Consider the following 20,917-nt stretch of genomic DNA (forward strand, 5'->3'; position numbering starts at 1 on the left):
GCCAGCGATGTAGTACCGTACCTGACGAATTCCATGAAGCGACACTCCCTTCCTTTCCGCCGCACGGCTGCCGCCGCTGTTGCCAGCCTTGCCTTTGTCTCTCATGCCGCCTGGGCGGTTGATCCTTTTGTCGTCCAGGACATCAAGGTGCAGGGACTGCAGCGTGTCGATGCCGGCACGGTGTTCTCCTCCATGCCGGTGCGCATCGGCGAATCCTACGACGATGACAAGGGCGCAGCGACCATCCGCTCCCTGTACGAGCTGGGCCTGTTCAACGATGTGCAGGTGCAGACCCAGGGGCGCGACGTGATCGTGGTGGTGACCGAGCGTCCGACCATCAATACCATTGATGTCAGCTCGGCGAAGCAGTTCGACAAGAACACCGTGCTGGCGGCGCTGGCTGCCAGCGGCTTTGCTTCCGGCCAGCCCTACAGCAAGGCGGTAGAAGACCAGGCGATCCAGGACCTGAAGCGCATGTACCTGAGCCGTGGCTACTACAACCTGGATGTCGAAACCACCATGACGCCCATGGAGCGCAACCAGGTCAACGTCACGCTCAGCGTCCAGGAAGGCCCTTCGGCGCGCATCGATAGCATCAATTTCGTTGGCAACGAGGCTTTCAGCGATTCCACCCTGAAAGGCCAGATGCAGCTGGATACCGGCAACTGGATGTCCTGGTACACCAAGTCCGACCGCTATGCGTCCGACCGCCTCAACCAGGACGTGGAAGCCGTCACGCGCTTCTACAAGAACCGTGGCTACCTCGAATTCAAGGTGGACTCCACCCAGGTGGCCCTGACGCCTGACAAGACCGGCATCAACATCACCATGAATGTGACCGAGGGTCCGCGCTATGTGGTGTCCGGCGTGTCGCTGGCAGGGGACTACCTGCAGCGCGAGAACGAATTCCAGTCGCTGGTCAAGATCAAGCCGGGCGAAGCCTACAAGATTGACGATGTGGACGCCACCGTGCAGGCGATGGAAAACCATTTCGGCAACTACGGCTACGCTTTCGCCAAGGTCAATGCAGTGCCGCAGGTCGACCGCGAGCGCCAGCAGGTGGCCCTGATGCTGGAAGCTGTGCCCAGTGACCGTGCCTATGTGCGCAACATCAACATTTCCGGCAACGCCCGCACGCGTGACGAAGTCATCCGCCGTGAACTGCGCCAATACGAATCGTCCTGGTACAACTCCGACAAGATCCAGACCTCGCGTGCTCGGGTGGACCGCCTGGGCTATTTCACCGATGTGCAGGTCAGCACCCAGCCGGTACCGGGTACCAGTGATCAGGCGGACCTGAATGTCAACGTGAAGGAGGCACACACCGGCTCGCTGCAGCTGGGTCTGGGCTACTCCACCTCTGACAGCGTCTCCTTCCTGGTGGGCGTGTCACAGGACAACATCTTCGGTTCCGGCCAGTCGCTGGCATTCGAGGCCTCCAACAGCGAATACAACCGCACCTTCTCGCTGCGTTCCACCGATCCCTATTTCACCAGGAACGGTGTGTCCCGCAGCTTTGGCCTGAGCTACAGTGATATCGAGCCGTACGAGGCCCAGAGCGGCAACTATTACGACTACAAGATGCAGTACGCGAATGCCAACATGAATTTCGGCATTCCGTTCACCGAGAACGATACGGTGTACTTTGGTGCCGGTTTCGAACAGTACAAGGTCAAGCAGCAGAACCGTGCGCTGCCGAAGGAATACCAGGATTTCCAGAAGGAATATGGCGGCAATTCCGCATACGGTATTCCGCTGACGGTGGGCTGGTCGCGTGACCACCGTGACAGTGCACTGGCCCCGTCTTCGGGCAGCTACCATCGCCTGTTCGGAGCCGTCAGTCCGGCCGGTGACTTGAAGTACGCCCTGGCAACCTATCGCTACCAGTACTTCTACCCGATCTCCAGGAAGTACACCTTTGCTCTGAATACGGACCTGGCCTACGGCAAGGGCTTCGGCGGCAAGAGCTTCCCGATCTTCAAGAACTTCTATGCCGGCGGTCTGAGTTCGGTGCGCGGTTTTGAGCAGAGTTCGCTGGGGCCCAGGAACACGGACCTGAATGGGGATACCTACTCTATCGGCGGCTCCAAGAAATTCAACGTGAACATGGAAGTGGTGGCTCCGTTCCCGGGGGCCGGCACCGACAAGACGCTGCGCATGTTCGGCTTCATGGATGTGGGTAACGTCTATGCCGATGACAGCTCGGTCTACGATCAGCCGCAAAACAAGGATGCCAAGAGCCTGCGCGCTTCCGCCGGTGTCGGTATCCGCTGGATTTCGCCCATGGGTCCGCTGAGCCTGGCTTTCGGCTGGCCGCTGAAGAAGTACGAGGGTGATAAACTCGAAAAAGTCCAATTCCAGATCGGTACGCAATTCTGATGAACAAGATCCGCCCATACCTGATGCAAGCAGCGGCTACGCTGCTGACCTGTGCGGCAGTTGCAGCACCGCTTGCGGTGCAGGCACAGACTGCCGTGGCGACCACCCTGTCGGCGCAGCCGCTGACGGGCCGTATCGGCTTTGTGAACACCGATCGCCTGTTCAGCGAGACGCGTGCTGCCGTCGAGTCGCAGAACAAGCTCAAGCGCGAATTTTCCTCGCGTGAGCATCAACTGACCAATCTTGGCGAGCGCCTGCAGAAGGCGGTCAACAAGTTCGAGCGTGACCAGGCCGACTTGTCGGAAGCGCAGGCCAGCGAGCGTCGTCGCGAGCTGGTTGCCATGGACAACGAGTTTCAGCAGAAGCGCCAGGAGTTCCAGGAAGACCTGAACAACCGCAAGGCGGAAGAAATGCAGGCCCTGCTGGAGCGTGCCAACCGTGCCGTGATCCGGATTGCGGCGCAGGATGGCTACGATGTGATCCTGCAGGAAGTGGTGTTCATCAAGCCGCAACTGAACATCACCGACAAGGTGATTGCCGAACTCGACGCGGGCCGGTAAGCGGGCTGCTGCTGGCTCCCGACAGGGCACCAGCAGGTGCCCTTTTTTGATTGAAAGGCGAACGTATGGACAAGCAGGTGACGGTGGCACGGATCGTGGAAGCGCTGCAATCCCATGGTGGTGAGCTGCATGGTGACGGTAGTATCAGCGTCCAGGCACTGGCCGCCCTGGAGCATGCCCGGCACGGCAGCCTGAGTTTCGTCAACGGCCCACGCTATGCGGCGCAGATGGAGCAGTCGCAGGCATCCTGCCTGATCGTGCCGCCGGCCATGCTTGATGCCGCGCGCCGCGAGGGCAGGGCGTGTATCGTGACCGCCAACCCCTATGCCTACTATGCGCGCGTGACGCAGTGGTGGAAGCAGCACATGCTGCCGCAGCCCGATTACCGCATTCACCCGTCTGCCGTCGTGCATCCCGGGGCAGAGGTGCATCCGGATGCCATCATCGGTCCGCTGTGCGTGGTCGAGCGCGGGGCGCGTATCGGTGCCGGCAGCTGGCTCAAGTCGCGTGTCACCATCAGCGAAGACTGCAGCGTGGGTGCGCGCTGCATTTTGCATCCTGGCGTGGTGATCGGTGCCGATGGCTTTGGGTTTGCCCACGAAAACGGCCAGTGGGTCAAGATCGAGCAGCTGGGTGCGGTGCGCATCGGGGACGATGTGGAAATTGGTGCCAATACCTGTATCGACCGTGGTGCGCTGGATGACACCGTGATCGGCAATGGCGTCAAGATGGATAACCTGATCATGATTGCGCACAACGTGCAGATCGGCGAGCATACCGCCATGGCGGCCAATACCGGCGTGGCTGGCAGCGCCCGCATCGGCGCACACTGCACGATTGGCGGCGCTGCCAATATTGCCGGCCATCTGACGATTGCCGATGGCATCCATATCACGGCAACGTCCATGGTCACGCGCTCGCTGCGCAAGCAGGGCGCCTACACCGGATTCTTCCCGCTGGACGATAATGCCACCTGGGAGAAGAATGCCGCTGCCGTCAAGAGCCTGCACAAGCTGCGTGACCGTGTACGCGCCCTCGAACAACAACTTTCCGATAACAAGACACCATCATGACTGCTGCTGCCATCGACATCCACCAGATCATCAAGCGCCTGCCCCACCGTTACCCGATCCTGCTGGTGGATCGCGTGCTGGAGGTGGAGGGATCCACCCGCATCAAGGCGATCAAGAACGTCACCATCAACGAGCCGTTCTTCGTGGGCCATTTTCCCAGCCGGCCGGTGATGCCGGGCGTGCTGATCCTGGAAGCCATGGCACAGGCTTCGGCGCTGCTGCTGCTGCCGCCGGACAGCAACAAGCTGGATCCGGATGTGGTCTACTATTTTGTCGGTATCGACAATGCCCGTTTCAAGCGTCCGGTGGAGCCGGGCGACCAGCTGGTGATGGAATGCACCGCCGAGCGTTCGCGTGGCGGCATCTACAAGTTCCATGCCGTGGCCCGTGTCGACGGTGAACTCGCCTGCGAAGCCGATCTGATGTGTACGGTACGCCGTATCGAAGCCTGATTGCGGGAGACAGCATGGCACTGATCCATCCTACCGCCCTGATCGATCCTGCTGCGCAGCTGGCCGCCGATGTCGAGGTGGGTCCGTTTGCCATGGTGGGGCCGCATGTGCAGATCGGTGCCCGTACCCGTATTGGTGCCCATTGCGTGATCGACGGCCACACCACGATCGGCGAGGACAACGTCTTCCATCCGCACAGCACGATCGGCGGTCCGCCGCAGGACAAGAAATACGCCGGTGAACCGACGCGCCTCGAGATCGGCCATCGCAACACGGTGCGCGAATACTGCACCTTCAACACCGGCACGGCGCAGGATGTGGGCGTGACCCGCATTGGCGATGACAACTGGATCATGGCCTATGTGCATATCGCGCATGATGTGCAACTGGCCAACAAGACCATCCTGGCCAACAATGCCACGCTCGCCGGGCACGTGCATGTGGGTGACTGGGTCATCATCGGCGGCCTGACCGGGGTGCACCAGTTCGTCAAGATCGGTGCCCATGCCATGATCGGCTTTGCCTCCGCGATCAACCAGGACGTGCCTCCCTTCATCATGGCCGATGGCAATCCGCCGTCGGCGCGTGGTTTCAATATCGAAGGCTTGCGCCGCCGCGGCTTCGGCCCCGAGCGCATTGCCGCTGTCAAGGCGATGTACCGCCAGATCTATCGCAATGGCCTGACGCTGGAGCAGGCGCGCGAAGCTATTGACACCCTGGCGCAGGAGCATCCCGAAGCGCAGCAGGACGTGGCCATGATGCAGGCCTTTCTGCAGGGTTCCACGCGCGGCATCACGCGCTGATTCCGGGCAAGGAGACAGGGCGGATGGCGGGCGACTCCCTGCGCATGGCCATGGTGGCCGGCGAAGCTTCTGGCGATCTGCTGGCCGGCCTGCTGCTGGAGGGCTCGCGCCAGCGTTGGCCGCAACTGCAGTCTGACGGCATTGGCGGCCCGCGCATGCAGGAGCAGGGCTTTGTCGCGCACTGGCCGAGCGAGGCGCTGGCCGTGCATGGCTACAGCCTGGAAGTGCTGGGCAAGGTGTACGGCATCTGGAAGATCCGCAACCAGCTGCGCGAGCGTCTGCTGCGTGATCGCCCCGATGTGTTTGTCGGTGTCGATGCACCCGATTTCAATCTGGGACTCGAGCAATCCCTGCGTGAGCAGGGCATTCCGACCGTGCATTTTGTCTGTCCCTCGATCTGGGCCTGGCGTGCCGAGCGCGTGCACCAGATCCGGCGCAGCGCCGACCATGTGCTGTGCCTGTTCCCGTTCGAGCCGGAGCTGTTGCAGCAACACGGTATCCCGAGCACCTATGTTGGCCATCCGCTGGCAGCCGTGCTGCCGCTGGAGCCGGATCGCATGGCAGCCCGGCAGGCGCTGGGTTTGCCCGAATCGGGTGAAGTCGTGGCGCTGCTGCCAGGCAGCCGCGGTTCCGAGGTGCGCCATCTGGCCCCGCGCTTTCTGCAGGCCGCGCGCCTGTTGCTGGAGCAGCGCCCGGGTTTGCGCTGCATCCTGCCTGCCGTGCCGGCGCAATACGAGCGCCTGCAGCAACAGATCGCACAAGCCGGTCTGGCCGGCAAGGTCCAGTTGCTGCAGGGGCAGTCGCATGCGGCTCTGGCGGCCTGTGATGTCACCCTGATCGCCAGTGGCACGGCCACGCTGGAGGCAGCGCTCTTCAAGCGTCCGATGGTGATTTCCTATGCCATGGCCGACTGGTCCTACCGGCTGATGCAGCGCAAGCAGCTGCAGCCTTGGGTCGGCTTGCCCAATATCCTGTGCCAGGAGTTCGTTGTGCCGGAAATCCTGCAGGATCAGGCCACGCCTCAGGCGTTGGCCGCAGCCACCAGTGACTGGCTGGATCAGTCCGCCCGCGTGGCCGCGCTGCAACAGCGCTTTATCGACCTCCATCTGCTGCTGCGCCGCGATACGGCCGCACTTGCCACCGATGCCATCGCCCAGGTACTTGCTCGCTGAACAGGTGTCGCTGCCCTGGGACAGCCCCGGCTTGCTGGCAGGTGTGGATGAAGCCGGCCGCGGCCCGCTGGCCGGCCCGGTGGTGGCGGCCGCCGTGATCCTGGACGAGCGCCAGCCGATTGCCGGTCTGGCCGATTCCAAGAAGCTGACGGCACGTCGGCGTGAGCTGCTGTATGACGAGATCCTGGCCAAGGCCTTGTGCTGCAGCATCGCCCAGGCCAGCGTGGAAGAGATCGATCAGTTCAACATCCTGCATGCCACCATGCTGGCCATGCGCCGTGCCGTAGAAGGGCTGCGGCTGAAGCCATCCAAGGTGCTGGTCGATGGCAACCGCCTGCCCACGTTGCAGGTGCGTGCCGAAGCGATCGTGCAGGGCGATGCCAAGGTGCCCGCCATTTCCGCAGCCTCGATCCTGGCCAAGGTCACGCGTGACCGCTGGTGCCAGGAGGTGGATGCTCTTTATCCCGGCTATGGTTTTGCCCGCCACAAGGGCTATGGCACAGCCGAGCATCTGCAGGCGCTGCGCAGCCTGGGCGCCACCGTCCAGCACCGTCGCCACTTTGCCCCCGTGGCGCAGGCACTGCTGTGCCATTCCAGCGAGTAGCCCGCATGACCAGTCCGCAGAAACCCGTCTTTATCGCCAGCCGTGACAACGCGCTGGTCAAGTTGCTGCGCAAACTGGCACAGGATCCGGGGGCCTATCGCCGCCAGGGGGTGATCTGGGTCGAAGGTGATCACCTGTGTCGCGCGGCACTGACGCGAGGCGTGCAGCCGCAATGGGCAGTCATCGGCGAGCGTGCCTGGGGGCAGATTCCGGCAGACTGGTACGCAGGTGCCGAGCGCCTTGCAGTCATCAGCGATGCCTTGTTCGCCCAGGCCAGCACGCTGGAATCGCCGGCCAGTATCGGCTTTTTGCTGCCCTGGTCGGATCGGCAAAGCGTACTGCAGTCGCAGCAGGACAGCATTGTGCTGGACCGCGTGCAGGATGCCGGCAATGTCGGCTCCATCCTGCGCAGTGCCAGTGCCATGGGATTCCGGCAGGTGCTGGCGCTGAAAGGTACGGCCGCATTGTGGTCGCCCAAGGTGTTGCGTGCCGGCATGGGGGCGCATTTTGGCCTGCAGTTGCACGAAGGGCTGTCGCCCGAAGATCTGGATGCGCTGCAATTGCCGCTGCTGGTGACCCATCTGCAAGGGACGCAGCTGCTGCATGAGGCGCGCTTGCCGCGTCCCTGTGCCTGGGTCATGGGACACGAAGGGCAGGGCGTCCGGCAGGCGCTGGTCGATCGCGCCAGCCTGCTGCTGCGCATTGCCCAGCCGGGTGGCGAGGAGTCCCTCAATGTGGCCAGCGCGGCGGCCATCTGCCTGTATGCCAGTTCCATAGCCCGGTAAATGGATTTTCATCAGGGAAATCCATACGATGGCAATGCCTCTCGGATATAATGAGGGGCTTCACAGCACACCCGGCGCCTGCCGCGATTCAAGTTCTCATGCTAATTCGGTGCTGAGCCATGCACCCTTTACCCAGGGCATGGTGGTTCTTGCGTCTGCCTGGCGACCGTCCATTTGTCGACCCCGCATCCTCTTCTATCGGAGAACCACGTGCTCTTGTCCCAGCAGGCACCCTTTCCCACCGCTATCCTGACCCTGGCCGACGGCTCGGTTTTCATTGGCCAGTCCATTGGCGCAGCCGGCATCACCACTGGCGAGGTGGTATTCAACACCTCCATGACCGGTTATCAGGAAATCCTGACCGATGCCAGCTACGCCCGCCAGATCGTCACGCTGACCTATCCCCATATTGGCAACTACGGTACCAACCCGGAAGACGTCGAGTCACGCGATCTGTTCGCGGCCGGCCTGGTGATCCGTGACTTGCCGCTGGTGGCGTCCAACTTTCGTTCCACGGCCACGCTGCAGGAGTACCTGCAGCGTCACGGCACCGTCGCCATTGCCGGCATCGATACGCGCCGGCTGACGCGTCACCTGCGTGATCACGGTGCGCAGAACGGCTGCATCATGTCCCTCGACAGCGCACGAGAGCCAACGCAGCAGGAGATCGGGCAGGCGATTGCCGCAGCCAAGGCAGCCCCTTCCATGGCGGGACAGGATCTGGCCCAGGTAGTCACTTGCACCGAGCCCTACAGCTGGACCCAGACGGAATGGGTGCTGGGCGAAGGCTACGGCAACCTCGATGAACCCGAATTTCATGTTGTCGCCTATGACTACGGCGTCAAGCACAACATCCTGCGCATGCTGGCAGGCCGCGGCTGCAAGCTGACCGTGGTGCCGGCACAGACGCCGGCGGCCGAGGTGCTGGCCTTGAATCCGGATGGCGTGTTTCTGAGCAATGGCCCTGGCGACCCGCAACCCTGCGATTACGCCATTGCCGCCATCCGCGACATCGTTGACAGTGGCAAGCCGACCTTCGGCATCTGCCTGGGTCACCAGCTGCTGGCGTTGGCCAGCGGAGCCACGACTTACAAGATGAAGTTCGGCCACCATGGTGGCAACCACCCGGTCAAGGACCTGGACAATGGTCGTGTCAGCATCACTAGCCAGAACCATGGCTTTGCCGTGGACGCCGACCAGTTGCCGGCGAATCTGCGCGTGACGCACCAGAGCCTGTTCGACGGCACGCTGCAGGGCATTGCCCGCACCGACCGTCCGGCCTTCAGCTTCCAGGGTCACCCGGAAGCCTCCTGCGGCCCGCACGATATCGATTATCTGTTCGACCACTTCATCCAGCTGATGCGCGAAGCCCGGGCCTGATACGCCAGCGCTGCCCGGTCCTGCCCACAAGGCGCACCGGGCATCCACAGAACGCACTTCATTCGAAATACCATGCCAAAACGTTCAGACATCAAGAGCATTCTCATCATCGGTGCCGGCCCCATCATCATTGGCCAGGCCTGTGAATTCGACTACTCCGGCGTGCAGGCCTGCAAGGCGCTGCGCGAAGAGGGGTACAAGGTCATCCTGATCAATAGCAACCCCGCCACGATCATGACCGACCCGGCCACGGCCGATGTCACCTACATCGAGCCGATCAACTGGAAGACCGTCGAGAAGATCATCGCCAAGGAGCGTCCCGACGCCATTCTGCCCACCATGGGCGGCCAGACCGCACTCAACTGTGCGCTGGACCTGTGGCGCAACGGCGTGCTCAACAAGTACCGCGTCGAGCTGATCGGTGCTTCGCCCGAAGCCATCGACAAGGCCGAAGACCGCCAGAAGTTCAAGGACGCCATGACGCGCATCGGTCTGGGCTCTGCCCGTTCCGGCATTGCGCACAGCATGGCCGAAGCCTGGGACGTGCAGAAGAGCGTCGGATTCCCGACCATCATCCGCCCCAGCTTCACGCTGGGCGGTACCGGTGGCGGCATCGCCTACAACGCCGAAGAGTTCGAAACCATCTGCAAGCGCGGTCTGGAAGCTTCCCCGACCAACGAGCTGCTGATCGAGGAATCGCTGCTGGGCTGGAAAGAGTACGAGATGGAAGTGGTGCGCGACAAGGCGGACAACTGCATCATCGTGTGCTCGATCGAGAACCTGGACCCGATGGGCGTGCACACCGGTGACTCCATCACCGTGGCGCCGGCGCAGACGCTGACCGACAAGGAATACCAGCTGATGCGCAATGCCTCTCTGGCCGTGCTGCGCGAGATCGGTGTCGATACCGGTGGTTCCAACGTGCAGTTTGCCGTCAATCCCAAGGACGGCCGCATGATCGTGATCGAGATGAACCCGCGCGTGTCGCGTTCCTCGGCACTGGCCTCCAAGGCGACCGGTTTCCCGATTGCCAAGATTGCTGCCAAGCTGGCCGTGGGCTACACGCTGGACGAGCTGCGCAACGAGATCACCGGTGGTGCCACGCCGGCCAGCTTCGAGCCGACGATCGACTACGTGGTCACCAAGATTCCGCGTTTTGCGTTCGAGAAATTCCCGGCGGCAGACAATCGCCTGACCACGCAGATGAAGTCCGTGGGCGAAGTGATGGCCATTGGCCGCACCTTCCAGGAGTCGTTCCAGAAAGCGTTGCGCGGCCTGGAAGTCGGCGTGGATGGCATGAACGAAAAGACCCAGGACCGCGAGATCCTGGAGAAGGAGCTGGGCGAGCCCGGCCCCGAGCGTATCTGGTATGTGGGCGATGCCTTCGCTGCCGGCTGGAGCGTGGAAGAGGTGCACCAGCTGACCAAGATCGACGTCTGGTTCCTGGTGCAGATCGAGGAAATCGTCAAGATCGAACTGGCCATCGACAAGCTGTATGCAGAGCAGGGCGACGCCGCCCTGGCCGCCCTGGATCCAGACACCTTCCGCATGCTCAAGCAGAAGGGTTTCAGTGACCGCCGTCTGGCCAAGCTGCTGCACACCACCGACAAGGTCGTGCGCGAAGCTCGCCAGGCGCTGAACGTGCGCCCGGTCTACAAGCGCGTTGATACCTGTGCTGCCGAGTTTGCTACCGACACCGCCTACATGTACTCCACCTACGAGGAAGAGTGCGAGGCCGAGCCCACTGGCAACAGGAAGATCATGGTGCTGGGCGGTGGTCCCAACCGCATCGGCCAGGGTATCGAGTTCGACTACTGCTGCGTGCACGCCGCGCTGGCGATGCGCGAAGATGGTTACGAGACCATCATGGTCAACTGCAACCCCGAAACCGTCTCCACCGACTACGACACCTCCGACCGTCTGTACTTCGAGCCGCTGACGCTGGAAGACGTGCTGGAAATCGTCGACAAGGAAAAGCCCACTGGCGTGATCGTGCAATATGGTGGCCAGACCCCGCTGAAGCTGGCGCTGGGCCTGGAGGCCGCCGGCGTGCCCATCATCGGTACCTCGCCCGACATGATCGACGCGGCCGAAGACCGCGAACGCTTCCAGCAGCTGCTGCACGAGCTGAGCCTGCTGCAGCCGCCGAACGCCACTGCGCGTACCGAAGCCGAAGCGCTGGAAAAGGCCGCCGAGCTGGGTTATCCGCTGGTGGTGCGCCCCAGCTATGTGCTGGGTGGCCGCGCCATGGAAATCGTGCACGAACAGCGCGACCTGGAGCGCTACATGCGTGAGGCGGTCAAGGTCAGCAACGATTCCCCGGTGCTGCTGGACCGCTTCCTGAGCGATGCCATCGAGTGCGACGTGGACTGCGTGCGTGATGCCGACGGCCGTACCTTCATCGGCGGCGTGATGGAGCACATCGAGCAGGCCGGCGTGCACAGCGGCGACTCCGGCTGCTCGCTGCCGCCGTACTACCTGAGCCAGGCCACGGTAGACGAGATCAAGCGCCAGACGCGTGCCATGGCCGAGGCCCTGAATGTGGTCGGCCTGATGAACGTGCAGTTCGCCATCCAGGAAAAAGTCCAGGAAGACGGCAGCAAGAAGGACATCATCTACGTGCTGGAAGTGAACCCGCGCGCCAGCCGTACCGTGCCCTTTGTCAGCAAGGCCACCGGTGTGCAACTGGCCAAGGTGGCCGCGCGTTGCATGGCCGGCCAGACGCTGGACCAGCAGGGCATTGGCGAAGAAGTCACGCCCCCGTATTTCAGCGTCAAGGAAGCCGTGTTCCCCTTCGTCAAGTTCCCGGGCGTGGACACCATTCTCGGCCCCGAGATGAAGTCCACTGGCGAGGTGATGGGTGTGGGCAAGACCTTTGGCGAAGCCTTCCTGAAGGCACAGCTGGGTGCTGGCGAAAAGCTGCCTACCGCCGGCAAGGTGTTCCTGACCGTGAAGAACAGCGACAAGCCGACGGCGGTCAAGATCGCCGGCCAGCTGGTCGAGATGGGCTTCGAACTGGTCGCGACGCGCGGTACGGCCAAGGCCATCAACGATGCCGGCGTGCCCTGTGCCACCGTCAACAAGGTGGCAGAAGGCCGTCCGCACATCGTCGACATGATCAAGAACAACGAGATCGTGATGGTGATCAACACGGTGGAAGAGCGTCGCAATGCGATTGCAGACAGCCGTGCCATCCGCACCAGCTCGCTGGTGGCCGGTGTCACCACCTACACCACCATCGCGGCTGCGGAAGCCGTGGTGGAGGGCATGCAGTTCGTGGACAAGCTGGGCGTGATTTCCGTCCAGGAGATGCACGCGCACCTCAACGCTTGACCTTGCCTGCCATTTGGGCATAATGAGGCCCACTCATGACCGCCGGGACGCAAGACCCGGCGGTTTCGCTTTATTGGACCGATTCCGGTCATTACCAAGAACAACACGAGACCATGACTACCTATCCCATCACCGTCAACGGTGCCGAAAAACTCAAGACCGAACTGCAACGCCTGAAGAGCAAGGATCGCCCCGAGGTCATCAATGCCATCGCCGAAGCCCGTGCACAGGGTGACCTGAGCGAGAACGCCGAGTACGAGGCCGCCAAGGACCGCCAGGGCTTTATCGAAGGCCGCATCAAGGAAATCGAGGGCAAGCTGGCTGCTGCCAAGATCATCGACCCGGTGGCACTGGATGCCGGCGGCAAGGTGGTGTTCGGTGCTACCGTTGATCTGGAAGAGGAAGAATCCGGCGAAGCCGTTACCTACCAGATCGTGGGCGAAGACGAGGCCGACCTCAAGCTGGGCCTGATCAACGTCGGCAGCCCGATTGCGCGCGCGCTGATCGGCAAGGAAGAGGGCGATACCGCCGTGGTGCAGGCTCCTGGCGGCACCAAGTCCTACGAAATCGTGGGCGTGCGCTACATCTGATGCCGGGAGTTGCCATGAAAGAACGTCATCACCTGATCAGTACCATCGTGGCAGCCATCTGGCTGGGCAGCATGTCGGTGATCGGCTTCATGGCCGTGCCCCTGCTGTTCCGTTACCTGCCAAGCGCGGCCGTGGCCGGCAACATGGCGGGCCAGCTGTTTCTGGCGCAGGGCTGGGTTTCCATCATCAGCATCGTGCTGCTGCTGATGGTCTTCCGCGCCCGTCTGCGCGATTACGCCATGACACGCTATGAAGCGGATGGCCAGCTCAAGGCGCTGGACCCGGAACACAAGCCCAACATGCTCTACTTTGGCGTGCTGGTTGGTGGTCTGCTGCTGACCCTGCTGCTGGTCCTGGTGGCGGCACCGCGCATCCAGGCCAGGGACAACCTGGCGCTGTGGCATGGCGTGGGTACCTTCCTGTATGTGGCGCAGTGGCTGTGCGCCCTGATCGCCGTCATCAGGCTGCAGCAGCGCCGCACCTGATCAGCCAGCCCTGTCTATATCCCTCTAGCGCTGGCTTGGCTGTTGCGCTTCCGGGCGCGGTCGCTGGGCCGGCACCAGCTCCATGGCCTGCGTCTGGCCTTCACGCAGCACGGTGAAGCTGGCTGCCACGCCGGGTGTCAGGGCCGACACGGCCGACAGCACTTCCTGCACGTTGCGGATCGGTTTGCCGTTGACTGCCGTGATGATGTCGCCCGGACGCAGCAGCGCCAGCGCAGCCGGGCCTCCCTGCACGATGCCGGTCACGATCACGCCCTGGTTCGGCTTGGCCTTGAAGGCCTCCGCCATTTCCGGTGTGATGTCGTTCGGCTCCACGCCAATCCAGCCACGCGTGACATGGCCATTGGTGACGATGCTGTCCAGTACGTGCTTGGCGGTGCTGGTGGGCGTGGCAAAGCCGATACCCATGTAGCCGCCGGTACGGGAATAGATGGCAGTATTGATGCCGACCAGGTTGCCGTGGATATCCACCAGGGCGCCGCCCGAATTGCCCGGGTTGATGGCGGCATCGGTCTGGATGAAGTTCTCGAAGGTGTTGATGCCAAGCTGGCTGCGCCCCAGCGCGCTGACGATGCCGCTGGTCACGGTCTGACCGACGCCAAACGGGTTCCCGATGGCCAGTACCGGATCGCCCACCTGCAGGCTCTCGGAATCTCCCAGCGTAATGGCTGGCAATTCCTTGGTTTCGGTCTGCAGCACGGCCAGGTCGGTATCCGGATCGGTACCAACAACGCGTGCCATGGTGCGACGGCCATCGTGCAGCAGCACTTCGATGGTGGTGGCGCCTTCGACCACATGGTTGTTGGTCAGGATATAGCCGGACGGGCTGACGATCACGCCGCTGCCGACACCGGAAAACAGGTCTTCTTCTTCAGGGTTGCTGCCGTCCCCGGGACGGCCTGGCGCAGGCGGTGCCGGGCGCTCATCCGGGTTGGTCAGGATGCTGACCACGGAGGGAGCGGCTTTCTGCGCGGCCGTGCGCAGGGTTTCGGTACTTTCGCTGGCAACCGGCTTGTCGCGTGCCGGAGCCTCAATCACGGTCACGCTCTTGTAATCGCCAGCACCCTTGATCCAGTCCGGACGTACGGCCGAAACGACAAGGAACAGCGCCAGCGCAACCGTCACAACCTGCGAGAATAGCAACCAGAATCTTTTCATCCGGACATTGTCGCTGAAATTGCCTCACTCCACGGGAGAGGCTCAGGCGCAATGCCATCACGGGAGCCGAGCGATGTTGCGATCCGACTTGCTGCAGGAGCTGGACCAGATCCTGCAGCCCTGGAACTTCAAGGACTATGGTCCGAATGGCCTGCAGGTCGAGGGCCGAGCCGAGATCCGACGGCTGGTTACCGGTGTCACGGCCAGCCGGGCCCTGATCGAAGCGGCGATCGAGGCACAGGCCGATGCCATCCTGGTGCACCACGGCCTGTTCTGGCGCGGCCAGACCGGTGTTGTCACCGGCTGGATGCGCCGGCGCCTCGGCTTGTTGCTGGGCCATGACATCAACCTGCTGGCCTACCACTTGCCACTCGATGCCCACCCCGAGCTGGGCAATAACGCGCAGCTGGCGCGTCAGCTCGGCCTGGTCACGCAGCGCCAGTTTGGCGAGCAGAACCTGATCAGCATTGGCCAGCCGGAGCAGGGCGAGTTTGCCAGTGCCCAGGCGCTGGCCGATCATGTCAGTGCCCGGTTGGGGCGCTCCGTGATGTTGGCCGATGGCTTGCCGCCAGGCCGGCCGGTCCGCCGTATTGCCTGGTGCAGCGGCGGTGCCCAGGGCCAGTTCGAGGCGGCCCTCGAGGCTGGTGCCGATGCCTATATCACCGGTGAAATGTCCGAACCGCAGCCGCACTATGCGCGTGAATGCGAAGCGGCTTTCCTCGCCTGCGGGCATCACGCGACAGAGCGTTATGGTGTACAGGCCCTTGGGGCTGATATCGCCCGCCGCTGCGGTCTGGAACATCTGCACATCGATATCGACAATCCGGCATGAAGACGCAACTGCTGGCCCTGAGCATGGGCGACCCTGCCGGCATCGGTCCGGAAATCATCGTCAAGGCGTATGCCGAACAGCCGCAGCTGATGCAGCAGGTCTGTGTCCTGGGAGATGCGCAAGTCATGCGGCGAGCCCTGCAGCTCTGCCGCGAGCATGGGCCCGGACAGTCCTGGCCCGAGCTGCTGCCCGTGCCGGATTGGCAACAGGCCGTGCAGCAGGGCGGACAGGCAGGCCGGCTGCTGCTGTTGCAGGCATGCGACATGCCGGAAACGCTACCGGCATTCGGCCAGGTGCAGGCGCTGGCCGGCCGCATGGCAGCCGATTGCATTGTCGCCGGAGCCCGGGCTGCGCTCGAAGGCCATGCTGCTGCGCTGGTCACGGCCCCCATCCACAAGGAGGCCCTGGCCCTGGGCGGAGTCGACTATCCTGGCCATACCGAATTGCTGCAGGCCTGTGCAGCACGCCATGCCGGTGTGTCTGTGGCGGAGATGCCGGTACGCATGATGCTGGCCAACCCCGAATTGCGCACCGTGCTCAACAGCATCCATGTCAGCCTGCGCGATGCCATCGACCAGGTGACGGCGCAGCAGGTGCTGGAGACCATCCGCATCACGCATGATTTCCTGCAGCGCACGGTGTGCGCGCGCCTGTCGCGGCGGCCGCGCATCGCCCTGGCGGGTCTCAACCCGCACGCCGGCGAGGGCGGACTGTTCGGTCGCGAGGAAATCGATGCCATCCTGCCAGCCATGGCCGCAGCGCGGGACTTGGGCCTGGATGTGCACGGCCCGTATCCGCCCGATACCGTTTTCATGCAGGCGCGTGCCGGTGCCCGGCAGGAACCGCCATTCTGCGATGCCGTGATCGCCATGTACCACGATCAGGGCCTGATCCCGGTCAAGTACCTGGGGGTGGAGCAGGGCGTCAATGTCACGCTCGGACTGCCGCTGGTGCGCACCAGCCCGGACCATGGCACGGCTTTCGACCTGGCCGGCAGCGCGCGCGCCGACTGTGACAGTCTGGTAGCGGCCGTGCGCATGGCCCGCTGGATGACGGGCGACCAGCCCGACTGAACCGCAGGCGAAAAAAAGCCCCGCCGAAGCGGGGCTGAATACGGTGTCAACTGGAAGAATTACTTCTTCAGGCTGTCACGGATTTCGCGCAGCAGCACGATATCTTCCGCCGGAGCCTCGGGGGCTGCCTCTTCCGGCTTGCGCAGGCGGTTGACCTGCTTGATCATCATGAAGATCACGAATGCCAGCAGGAGGAAGTTGATCACGATGGTGATGAAGTTGCCATAGGCCAACACCGGTACACCGGCCTTCTGCAGGTCGGCCAGGTTATTGGCAACACCGGCAGGGATGCTGCCCAGCACGACGTACATGTTGGAGAAGTCGATGTTGCCGATCACGGCACCAATGACGGGCATCACGATGTCCTTCACCAGCGAATCGACAATCTTGCCGAAGGCCGCACCGATGATCACGCCAACGGCCAGATCCATCACATTGCCCTTGGTGGCAAATTCCTTGAATTCCTTGAGCATTCCCATGATTTTTCCTTTCTTTGGGTTGAGGGAGGTCAAAAGCGAGTGCGAGTATGGCACAAATAAAATTGCTGCGAACGCTCTGCTTACATTGAATAACACACTGTCACTGGGCTACAATCTGACGGTTAACCCTGTTGTGAACAAGCGTAACAGCGCATCGTGAGGATTCCCATGAGTAATACAGTAGAACCAGTAGACGCCAGCAAACGCACCTGGCTGATCGCATCCGGTTGTGCAGGTGTGGCAGGGGGTGTCGCTGCTGCAGTGCCCCTGGTGCGGTATTTCCAGCCCTCCGAGGCTGCCAAGGCCGCTGGTGCTGCGGTCCAGGCTGACGTCTCCGCCCTCAAGCCCGGTGAAATGATGACCGTCGAGTGGCGCGGCAAGCCGATCTGGATCCTGCGCCGCACGCAGGAAATGCTGGAGTCCCTGAAGAACATCGAAGGCCAGCTGGCAGATCCCCAGTCCGATCGCAACAACGTCCCGACGCCGGATTACGCCAAGAACCAGTGGCGCTCCACCAATCCGGAGTTCTTCGTGGCCATCGGCATCTGTACCCATCTGGGTTGCTCCCCGAGCAGCAAGTTCACGCCGGGTGCGCAGCCGTCCCTGCCGAATGACTGGCCGGGCGGTTTCTTCTGCCCCTGCCACGGTTCCACCTTCGACCTGGCTGGTCGCGTGTTTGCCAACAAGCCGGCACCCGACAACCTGGAAATCCCGCCCTATACCTTCCTGTCCGAGACGCAGCTGCTGATCGGCGAGACCCAACAGGCTTGAGGTGATTCAACATGGCTGAATTCAAAGAAATTTCTCCCAACGCGCCGGCAACGGCCAAGCTGGGCAACTGGTTCGAGAACCGCTTCCCGACGCTGTTCTCGGCTTATCGCGTGCACATGTCCGAGTACTATGCACCGAAGAACTTCAACTTCTGGTACGTCTTTGGCGTGCTGTCCATGGTGGTGCTGATCATCCAGATCGTGACCGGCATTTTCCTGGTCATGAACTACAAGCCGGATGCCAACCTGGCATTTGCTTCCGTCGAGTACATCATGCGTGACGTGCCGGCGGGCTGGTGGGTGCGCTACATGCACTCCACCGGTGCCTCCGCCTTCTTCGTGGTGGTCTACCTGCACATGTTCCGCGGCATGATGTATGGCAGCTACCGCAAGCCGCGCGAACTGGTGTGGCTGTTCGGTTGCGGCATCTTCCTGGCGCTGATGGCCGAAGCCTTCATGGGTTACCTGCTGCCCTGGGGTCAGATGTCCTACTGGGGCGCCCAGGTGATCGTGAACCTGTTCGCTGCCATTCCGCTGGTCGGTCCCGACCTGGCGCTGCTGATCCGTGGTGACTACGTGGTGAGCGATGCCACCCTGAACCGCTTCTTCAGCCTGCACGTGATTGCCGTTCCGCTGGTCCTGATTGGCCTGGTGGCTGCACACATCTTTGCGCTGCATGACGTGGGTTCCAACAACCCCGACGGCATCGAAATCAAGAAGGGCCCGAAGGGCAACCAGTGGTCTGCCACTGCCCCGGCCGATGGCGTTCCGTTCCATCCCTACTACACCGTGCATGACATCTTTGCCGTGTGCGTGTTCCTGTTCGTGTTCTTTGCCGTGGTGTACTTCGCTCCCGAAATGGGCGGCTACTTCCTGGAGTTCAACAACTTCATCCCGGCTGACCCGATGGTCACCCCGCTGCACATTGCTCCGGTGTGGTACTTCACCAGCTTCTACTCCATGCTGCGTGCCATCACCACCGAAATGGTGTATGTGCTGATGGCGTGTGCGCTGCTGGCGGCCCTGTTTGCCGTGCTGAAGCTCAAGCTGTCCAGCATCACCAAGGCCGTGGTCCTGGTGGCTGCTGTCGTGGCCTGCGTGCTGATGTACTTCCTGGATGCCAAGTTCTGGGGTGTGGTTGCCATGGGTGGTGCCGTGATCATCCTGTTCTTCCTGCCCTGGCTGGATCACAGCCCGGTCAAGTCGATCCGTTACCGCCCGACCTGGCACAAGGTGCTGTACGGCATCTTCGTGATCAACTTCATCGTGCTGGGCTACCTGGGTGTGCTGCCTCCGTTCCCGGTGGGTGAGCGTGTGTCCCAGCTGGGTACGCTGTTCTACTTCGGCTTCTTCCTGCTGATGCCCTGGTGGAGCAAGCTCGGCCAGTTCAAGCCTGTGCCGGAACGCATCACCTACAAGCCTCACTAAGCATGCGGACTGGAGATACCAACATGAAAACATTCAAGAAAGTCATTGCCGGTCTGCTGTGTGCTGCAGGCCTGATGATGGGTTCCAACGCCATGGCGGCCGGCGCAGAAGGCGTCAAGTGGGACAAGGCTCCGGTTGATGTCAACAACCTGCCTTCCCTGCAAAATGGTGTCAAGCTGTTTGCCAACTACTGCCTGAATTGCCACTCTGCGGCCTTCATGCGTTACAACCGCCTGGAAGAAATCGGCCTGACCGAGAAGCAGATCAAGGAAAACCTGATGTTCACCGACATGAAGTACGGTGAAGGCATGAAGGCTGCCATGACCAAGGCGCAGGGCAAGGAGTGGTTCGGCAACGCACCGCCGGACCTGACCTTGGTGGCACGCTCCCGTGCCGGTGCAGGCGGCAGCGGTGCTGACTACCTCTACACCTATCTGCGCGGCTTCTACCGTGACGACAATGCGCCCACGGGCTGGAACAACGTCGTGTTCAACAACGTGGCCATGCCCCACGCCATGTGGGAACTGCAGGGCGAGCGCAAGCCGGTCTTCGAAACCCACAAGGTAGGCGATACCGAAACCCATGTCTTTACGGGCAAGTGGGAGCAGGTGACAGAAGGCACCATGGAACCGGCCCTGTTTGACCAGGCCGTGGGCGATCTGGTCAACTACATGCAGTGGATGGCCGAGCCTGCCCAGCAGACGCGCAAGACCATCGGCTTCTATGTGCTGGCTTTCCTGGCCGTGTGCATTTTCCTGACCTGGCGTCTGAACAAGGCGTTCTGGAAAGAAGTGCGCTGAGCACCGTGCTAAGCTATCCCTGAACTGACAGGGTCATGCGGAGTGGACAGTCCTTCAGGAGGTCCACTCCTTTGGTTTTTTTGCCAATCGCATTCATTGCGTTGTCTTACAGGAGTTTTTTGCCATGATGGTTTTGTATTCGGGAACCACCTGCCCGTTTTCTCACCGTTGCCGTTTCGTGTTGTTCGAGAAGGGCATGGACTTCGAAATCCGTGATGTCGACCTCTACAGCAAGCCGGAAGACATCAATGTGATGAACCCCTACGGCCAGGTGCCGATCCTGGTCGAACGCGATCTGATCCTGTACGAGTCGAACATCATCAACGAGTACATTGACGAGCGCTTTCCGCATCCGCAGCTGATGCCGGGCGATCCGGTGGATCGTGCCCGTGTGCGCCTGTTCCTGCTGAACTTCGAGAAGGAGCTGTTCACGCACGTGTCCGTGCTGGAAAACCGTACGCTCAAGAGCACCGACAAGTCGCTGGACAAGGCACGCAGCCAGATCCGCGACCGCCTGACGCAACTGGCCCCGGTGTTCCTGAAGAACAAGTACATGCTGGGCGAGAATTTCTCCATGCTCGACGTGGCCATTGCACCGCTGCTGTGGCGCCTGGACTACTACGGCATCGACCTGAGCAAGAATGCCTCGCCGCTGCTCAAGTACGCCGAACGCATCTTCTCGCGCCCGGCCTACATTGAGGCGCTGACGCCGTCCGAGAAGGTGATGCGCCGCTGATCCGGAG

At 62.1% G+C, this 20,917-nt stretch carries 20 protein-coding genes; 18 read left to right on the forward strand and 2 right to left on the reverse strand.

What is annotated here, in order from left to right; all coding sequences use genetic code 11:
• Positions 1-33 precede the first annotated feature (33 nt).
• From bamA to C513_RS0105600, 12 genes are all read left to right on the forward strand, one after another.
• Positions 34-2,379, forward strand: coding sequence for an outer membrane protein assembly factor BamA (bamA, locus tag C513_RS0105545; protein ID WP_018715042.1), 2,346 nt, complete (start codon positions 34-36; stop codon positions 2,377-2,379).
• A complete protein-coding gene (locus C513_RS0105550) occupies positions 2,379-2,939 on the forward strand; it encodes an OmpH/Skp family outer membrane protein (RefSeq protein WP_018715043.1) in 561 nt (186 codons plus the stop codon). The genes bamA and C513_RS0105550 overlap by 1 nt, the downstream gene beginning before the upstream one ends.
• Before the next feature lie 65 nt (positions 2,940-3,004).
• The gene (gene lpxD / locus C513_RS0105555) at positions 3,005-4,012 is read left to right on the forward strand and encodes a UDP-3-O-(3-hydroxymyristoyl)glucosamine N-acyltransferase (RefSeq protein WP_018715044.1); all 1,008 of its coding nucleotides are present in this window, start codon (positions 3,005-3,007) and stop codon (positions 4,010-4,012) included.
• Complete coding sequence (fabZ, locus tag C513_RS0105560) at positions 4,009-4,464, forward strand: 3-hydroxyacyl-ACP dehydratase FabZ (RefSeq protein WP_018715045.1); 456 nt, start codon at positions 4,009-4,011, stop codon at positions 4,462-4,464. Before lpxD ends, fabZ begins: the two co-directional genes overlap by 4 nt.
• Before the next feature lie 14 nt (positions 4,465-4,478).
• Positions 4,479-5,267 carry an acyl-ACP--UDP-N-acetylglucosamine O-acyltransferase gene (gene lpxA, locus C513_RS0105565; protein WP_018715046.1) on the forward strand — a complete coding sequence of 263 codons (789 nt, stop codon included), beginning with the start codon at positions 4,479-4,481 and terminating at the stop codon, positions 5,265-5,267.
• Positions 5,268-5,290: 23 nt separating this feature from the next.
• Complete coding sequence (gene lpxB / locus C513_RS0105570) at positions 5,291-6,439, forward strand: lipid-A-disaccharide synthase (protein WP_018715047.1); 1,149 nt, start codon at positions 5,291-5,293, stop codon at positions 6,437-6,439.
• Complete coding sequence (gene rnhB, locus C513_RS0105575; RefSeq protein ID WP_026320588.1) at positions 6,411-7,043, forward strand: ribonuclease HII; 633 nt, start codon at positions 6,411-6,413, stop codon at positions 7,041-7,043. Before lpxB ends, rnhB begins: the two co-directional genes overlap by 29 nt.
• 5 nt (positions 7,044-7,048) lie before the next feature.
• Entirely contained in the window at positions 7,049-7,828 is a 780-nt protein-coding gene (locus C513_RS0105580) for a TrmH family RNA methyltransferase (RefSeq protein WP_018715049.1), read from the forward strand.
• Positions 7,829-8,038: 210 nt separating this feature from the next.
• A complete protein-coding gene (carA, locus tag C513_RS0105585; protein ID WP_026320589.1) occupies positions 8,039-9,208 on the forward strand; it encodes a glutamine-hydrolyzing carbamoyl-phosphate synthase small subunit in 1,170 nt (389 codons plus the stop codon).
• Positions 9,209-9,280: 72 nt separating this feature from the next.
• Positions 9,281-12,541, forward strand: coding sequence for a carbamoyl-phosphate synthase large subunit (gene carB, locus C513_RS0105590; RefSeq protein ID WP_018715051.1), 3,261 nt, complete (start codon positions 9,281-9,283; stop codon positions 12,539-12,541).
• A 113-nt stretch (positions 12,542-12,654) separates the two neighbouring features.
• Positions 12,655-13,131 carry a transcription elongation factor GreA gene (gene greA, locus C513_RS0105595; protein ID WP_018715052.1) on the forward strand — a complete coding sequence of 159 codons (477 nt, stop codon included), beginning with the start codon at positions 12,655-12,657 and terminating at the stop codon, positions 13,129-13,131.
• Positions 13,132-13,145: 14 nt separating this feature from the next.
• Entirely contained in the window at positions 13,146-13,616 is a 471-nt protein-coding gene (locus C513_RS0105600; RefSeq protein ID WP_018715053.1) for a DUF4149 domain-containing protein, read from the forward strand.
• 24 nt (positions 13,617-13,640) lie between these two features.
• On the opposite strand, the gene C513_RS0105605 is transcribed toward C513_RS0105600, so the two are convergent.
• Positions 13,641-14,792 carry a S1C family serine protease gene (locus tag C513_RS0105605; protein ID WP_026320590.1) on the reverse strand — a complete coding sequence of 384 codons (1,152 nt, stop codon included), beginning with the start codon at positions 14,790-14,792 and terminating at the stop codon, positions 13,641-13,643.
• A gap of 73 nt (positions 14,793-14,865) precedes the next feature.
• On the opposite strand from C513_RS0105605, the gene C513_RS0105610 reads away from it, so the two are divergent.
• Both C513_RS0105610 and pdxA read left to right on the forward strand, forming a co-directional pair.
• The gene (locus C513_RS0105610; RefSeq protein ID WP_018715055.1) at positions 14,866-15,624 is read left to right on the forward strand and encodes a Nif3-like dinuclear metal center hexameric protein; all 759 of its coding nucleotides are present in this window, start codon (positions 14,866-14,868) and stop codon (positions 15,622-15,624) included.
• The gene (gene pdxA / locus C513_RS0105615) at positions 15,621-16,697 is read left to right on the forward strand and encodes a 4-hydroxythreonine-4-phosphate dehydrogenase PdxA (RefSeq protein WP_018715056.1); all 1,077 of its coding nucleotides are present in this window, start codon (positions 15,621-15,623) and stop codon (positions 16,695-16,697) included. Before C513_RS0105610 ends, pdxA begins: the two co-directional genes overlap by 4 nt.
• Positions 16,698-16,756: 59 nt before the next feature.
• Here the strand turns inward: pdxA and mscL are convergent, their stop codons facing one another.
• Positions 16,757-17,176, reverse strand: coding sequence for a large conductance mechanosensitive channel protein MscL (gene mscL / locus C513_RS0105620; protein ID WP_026320591.1), 420 nt, complete (start codon positions 17,174-17,176; stop codon positions 16,757-16,759).
• A 168-nt stretch (positions 17,177-17,344) separates the two neighbouring features.
• Here mscL and petA point away from each other — a divergent pair, with 168 nt between their 5' ends.
• The 4 genes from petA to C513_RS0105640 all read left to right on the forward strand — a co-directional run bounded on the left by petA (position 17,345) and on the right by C513_RS0105640 (position 20,910).
• Complete coding sequence (petA, locus tag C513_RS0105625; RefSeq protein WP_026320592.1) at positions 17,345-17,947, forward strand: ubiquinol-cytochrome c reductase iron-sulfur subunit; 603 nt, start codon at positions 17,345-17,347, stop codon at positions 17,945-17,947.
• A gap of 11 nt (positions 17,948-17,958) precedes the next feature.
• A complete protein-coding gene (locus C513_RS0105630; protein ID WP_018715059.1) occupies positions 17,959-19,374 on the forward strand; it encodes a cytochrome b in 1,416 nt (471 codons plus the stop codon).
• 23 nt (positions 19,375-19,397) lie between these two features.
• On the forward strand, positions 19,398-20,174 hold the full coding sequence (locus C513_RS0105635; protein ID WP_018715060.1) for a cytochrome c1: 777 nt from the start codon (positions 19,398-19,400) through the stop codon (positions 20,172-20,174).
• 124 nt (positions 20,175-20,298) lie between these two features.
• Positions 20,299-20,910, forward strand: coding sequence for a glutathione S-transferase N-terminal domain-containing protein (locus tag C513_RS0105640; protein ID WP_018715061.1), 612 nt, complete (start codon positions 20,299-20,301; stop codon positions 20,908-20,910).
• Positions 20,911-20,917 lie beyond the last annotated feature (7 nt).

Origin of the sequence: Allobrachymonas chironomi DSM 19884 (assembly GCF_000374625.1) — a bacterium.
In the GTDB taxonomy this organism is placed as follows: Bacteria; Pseudomonadota; Gammaproteobacteria; order Burkholderiales; family Burkholderiaceae_C; genus Brachymonas; species Brachymonas chironomi.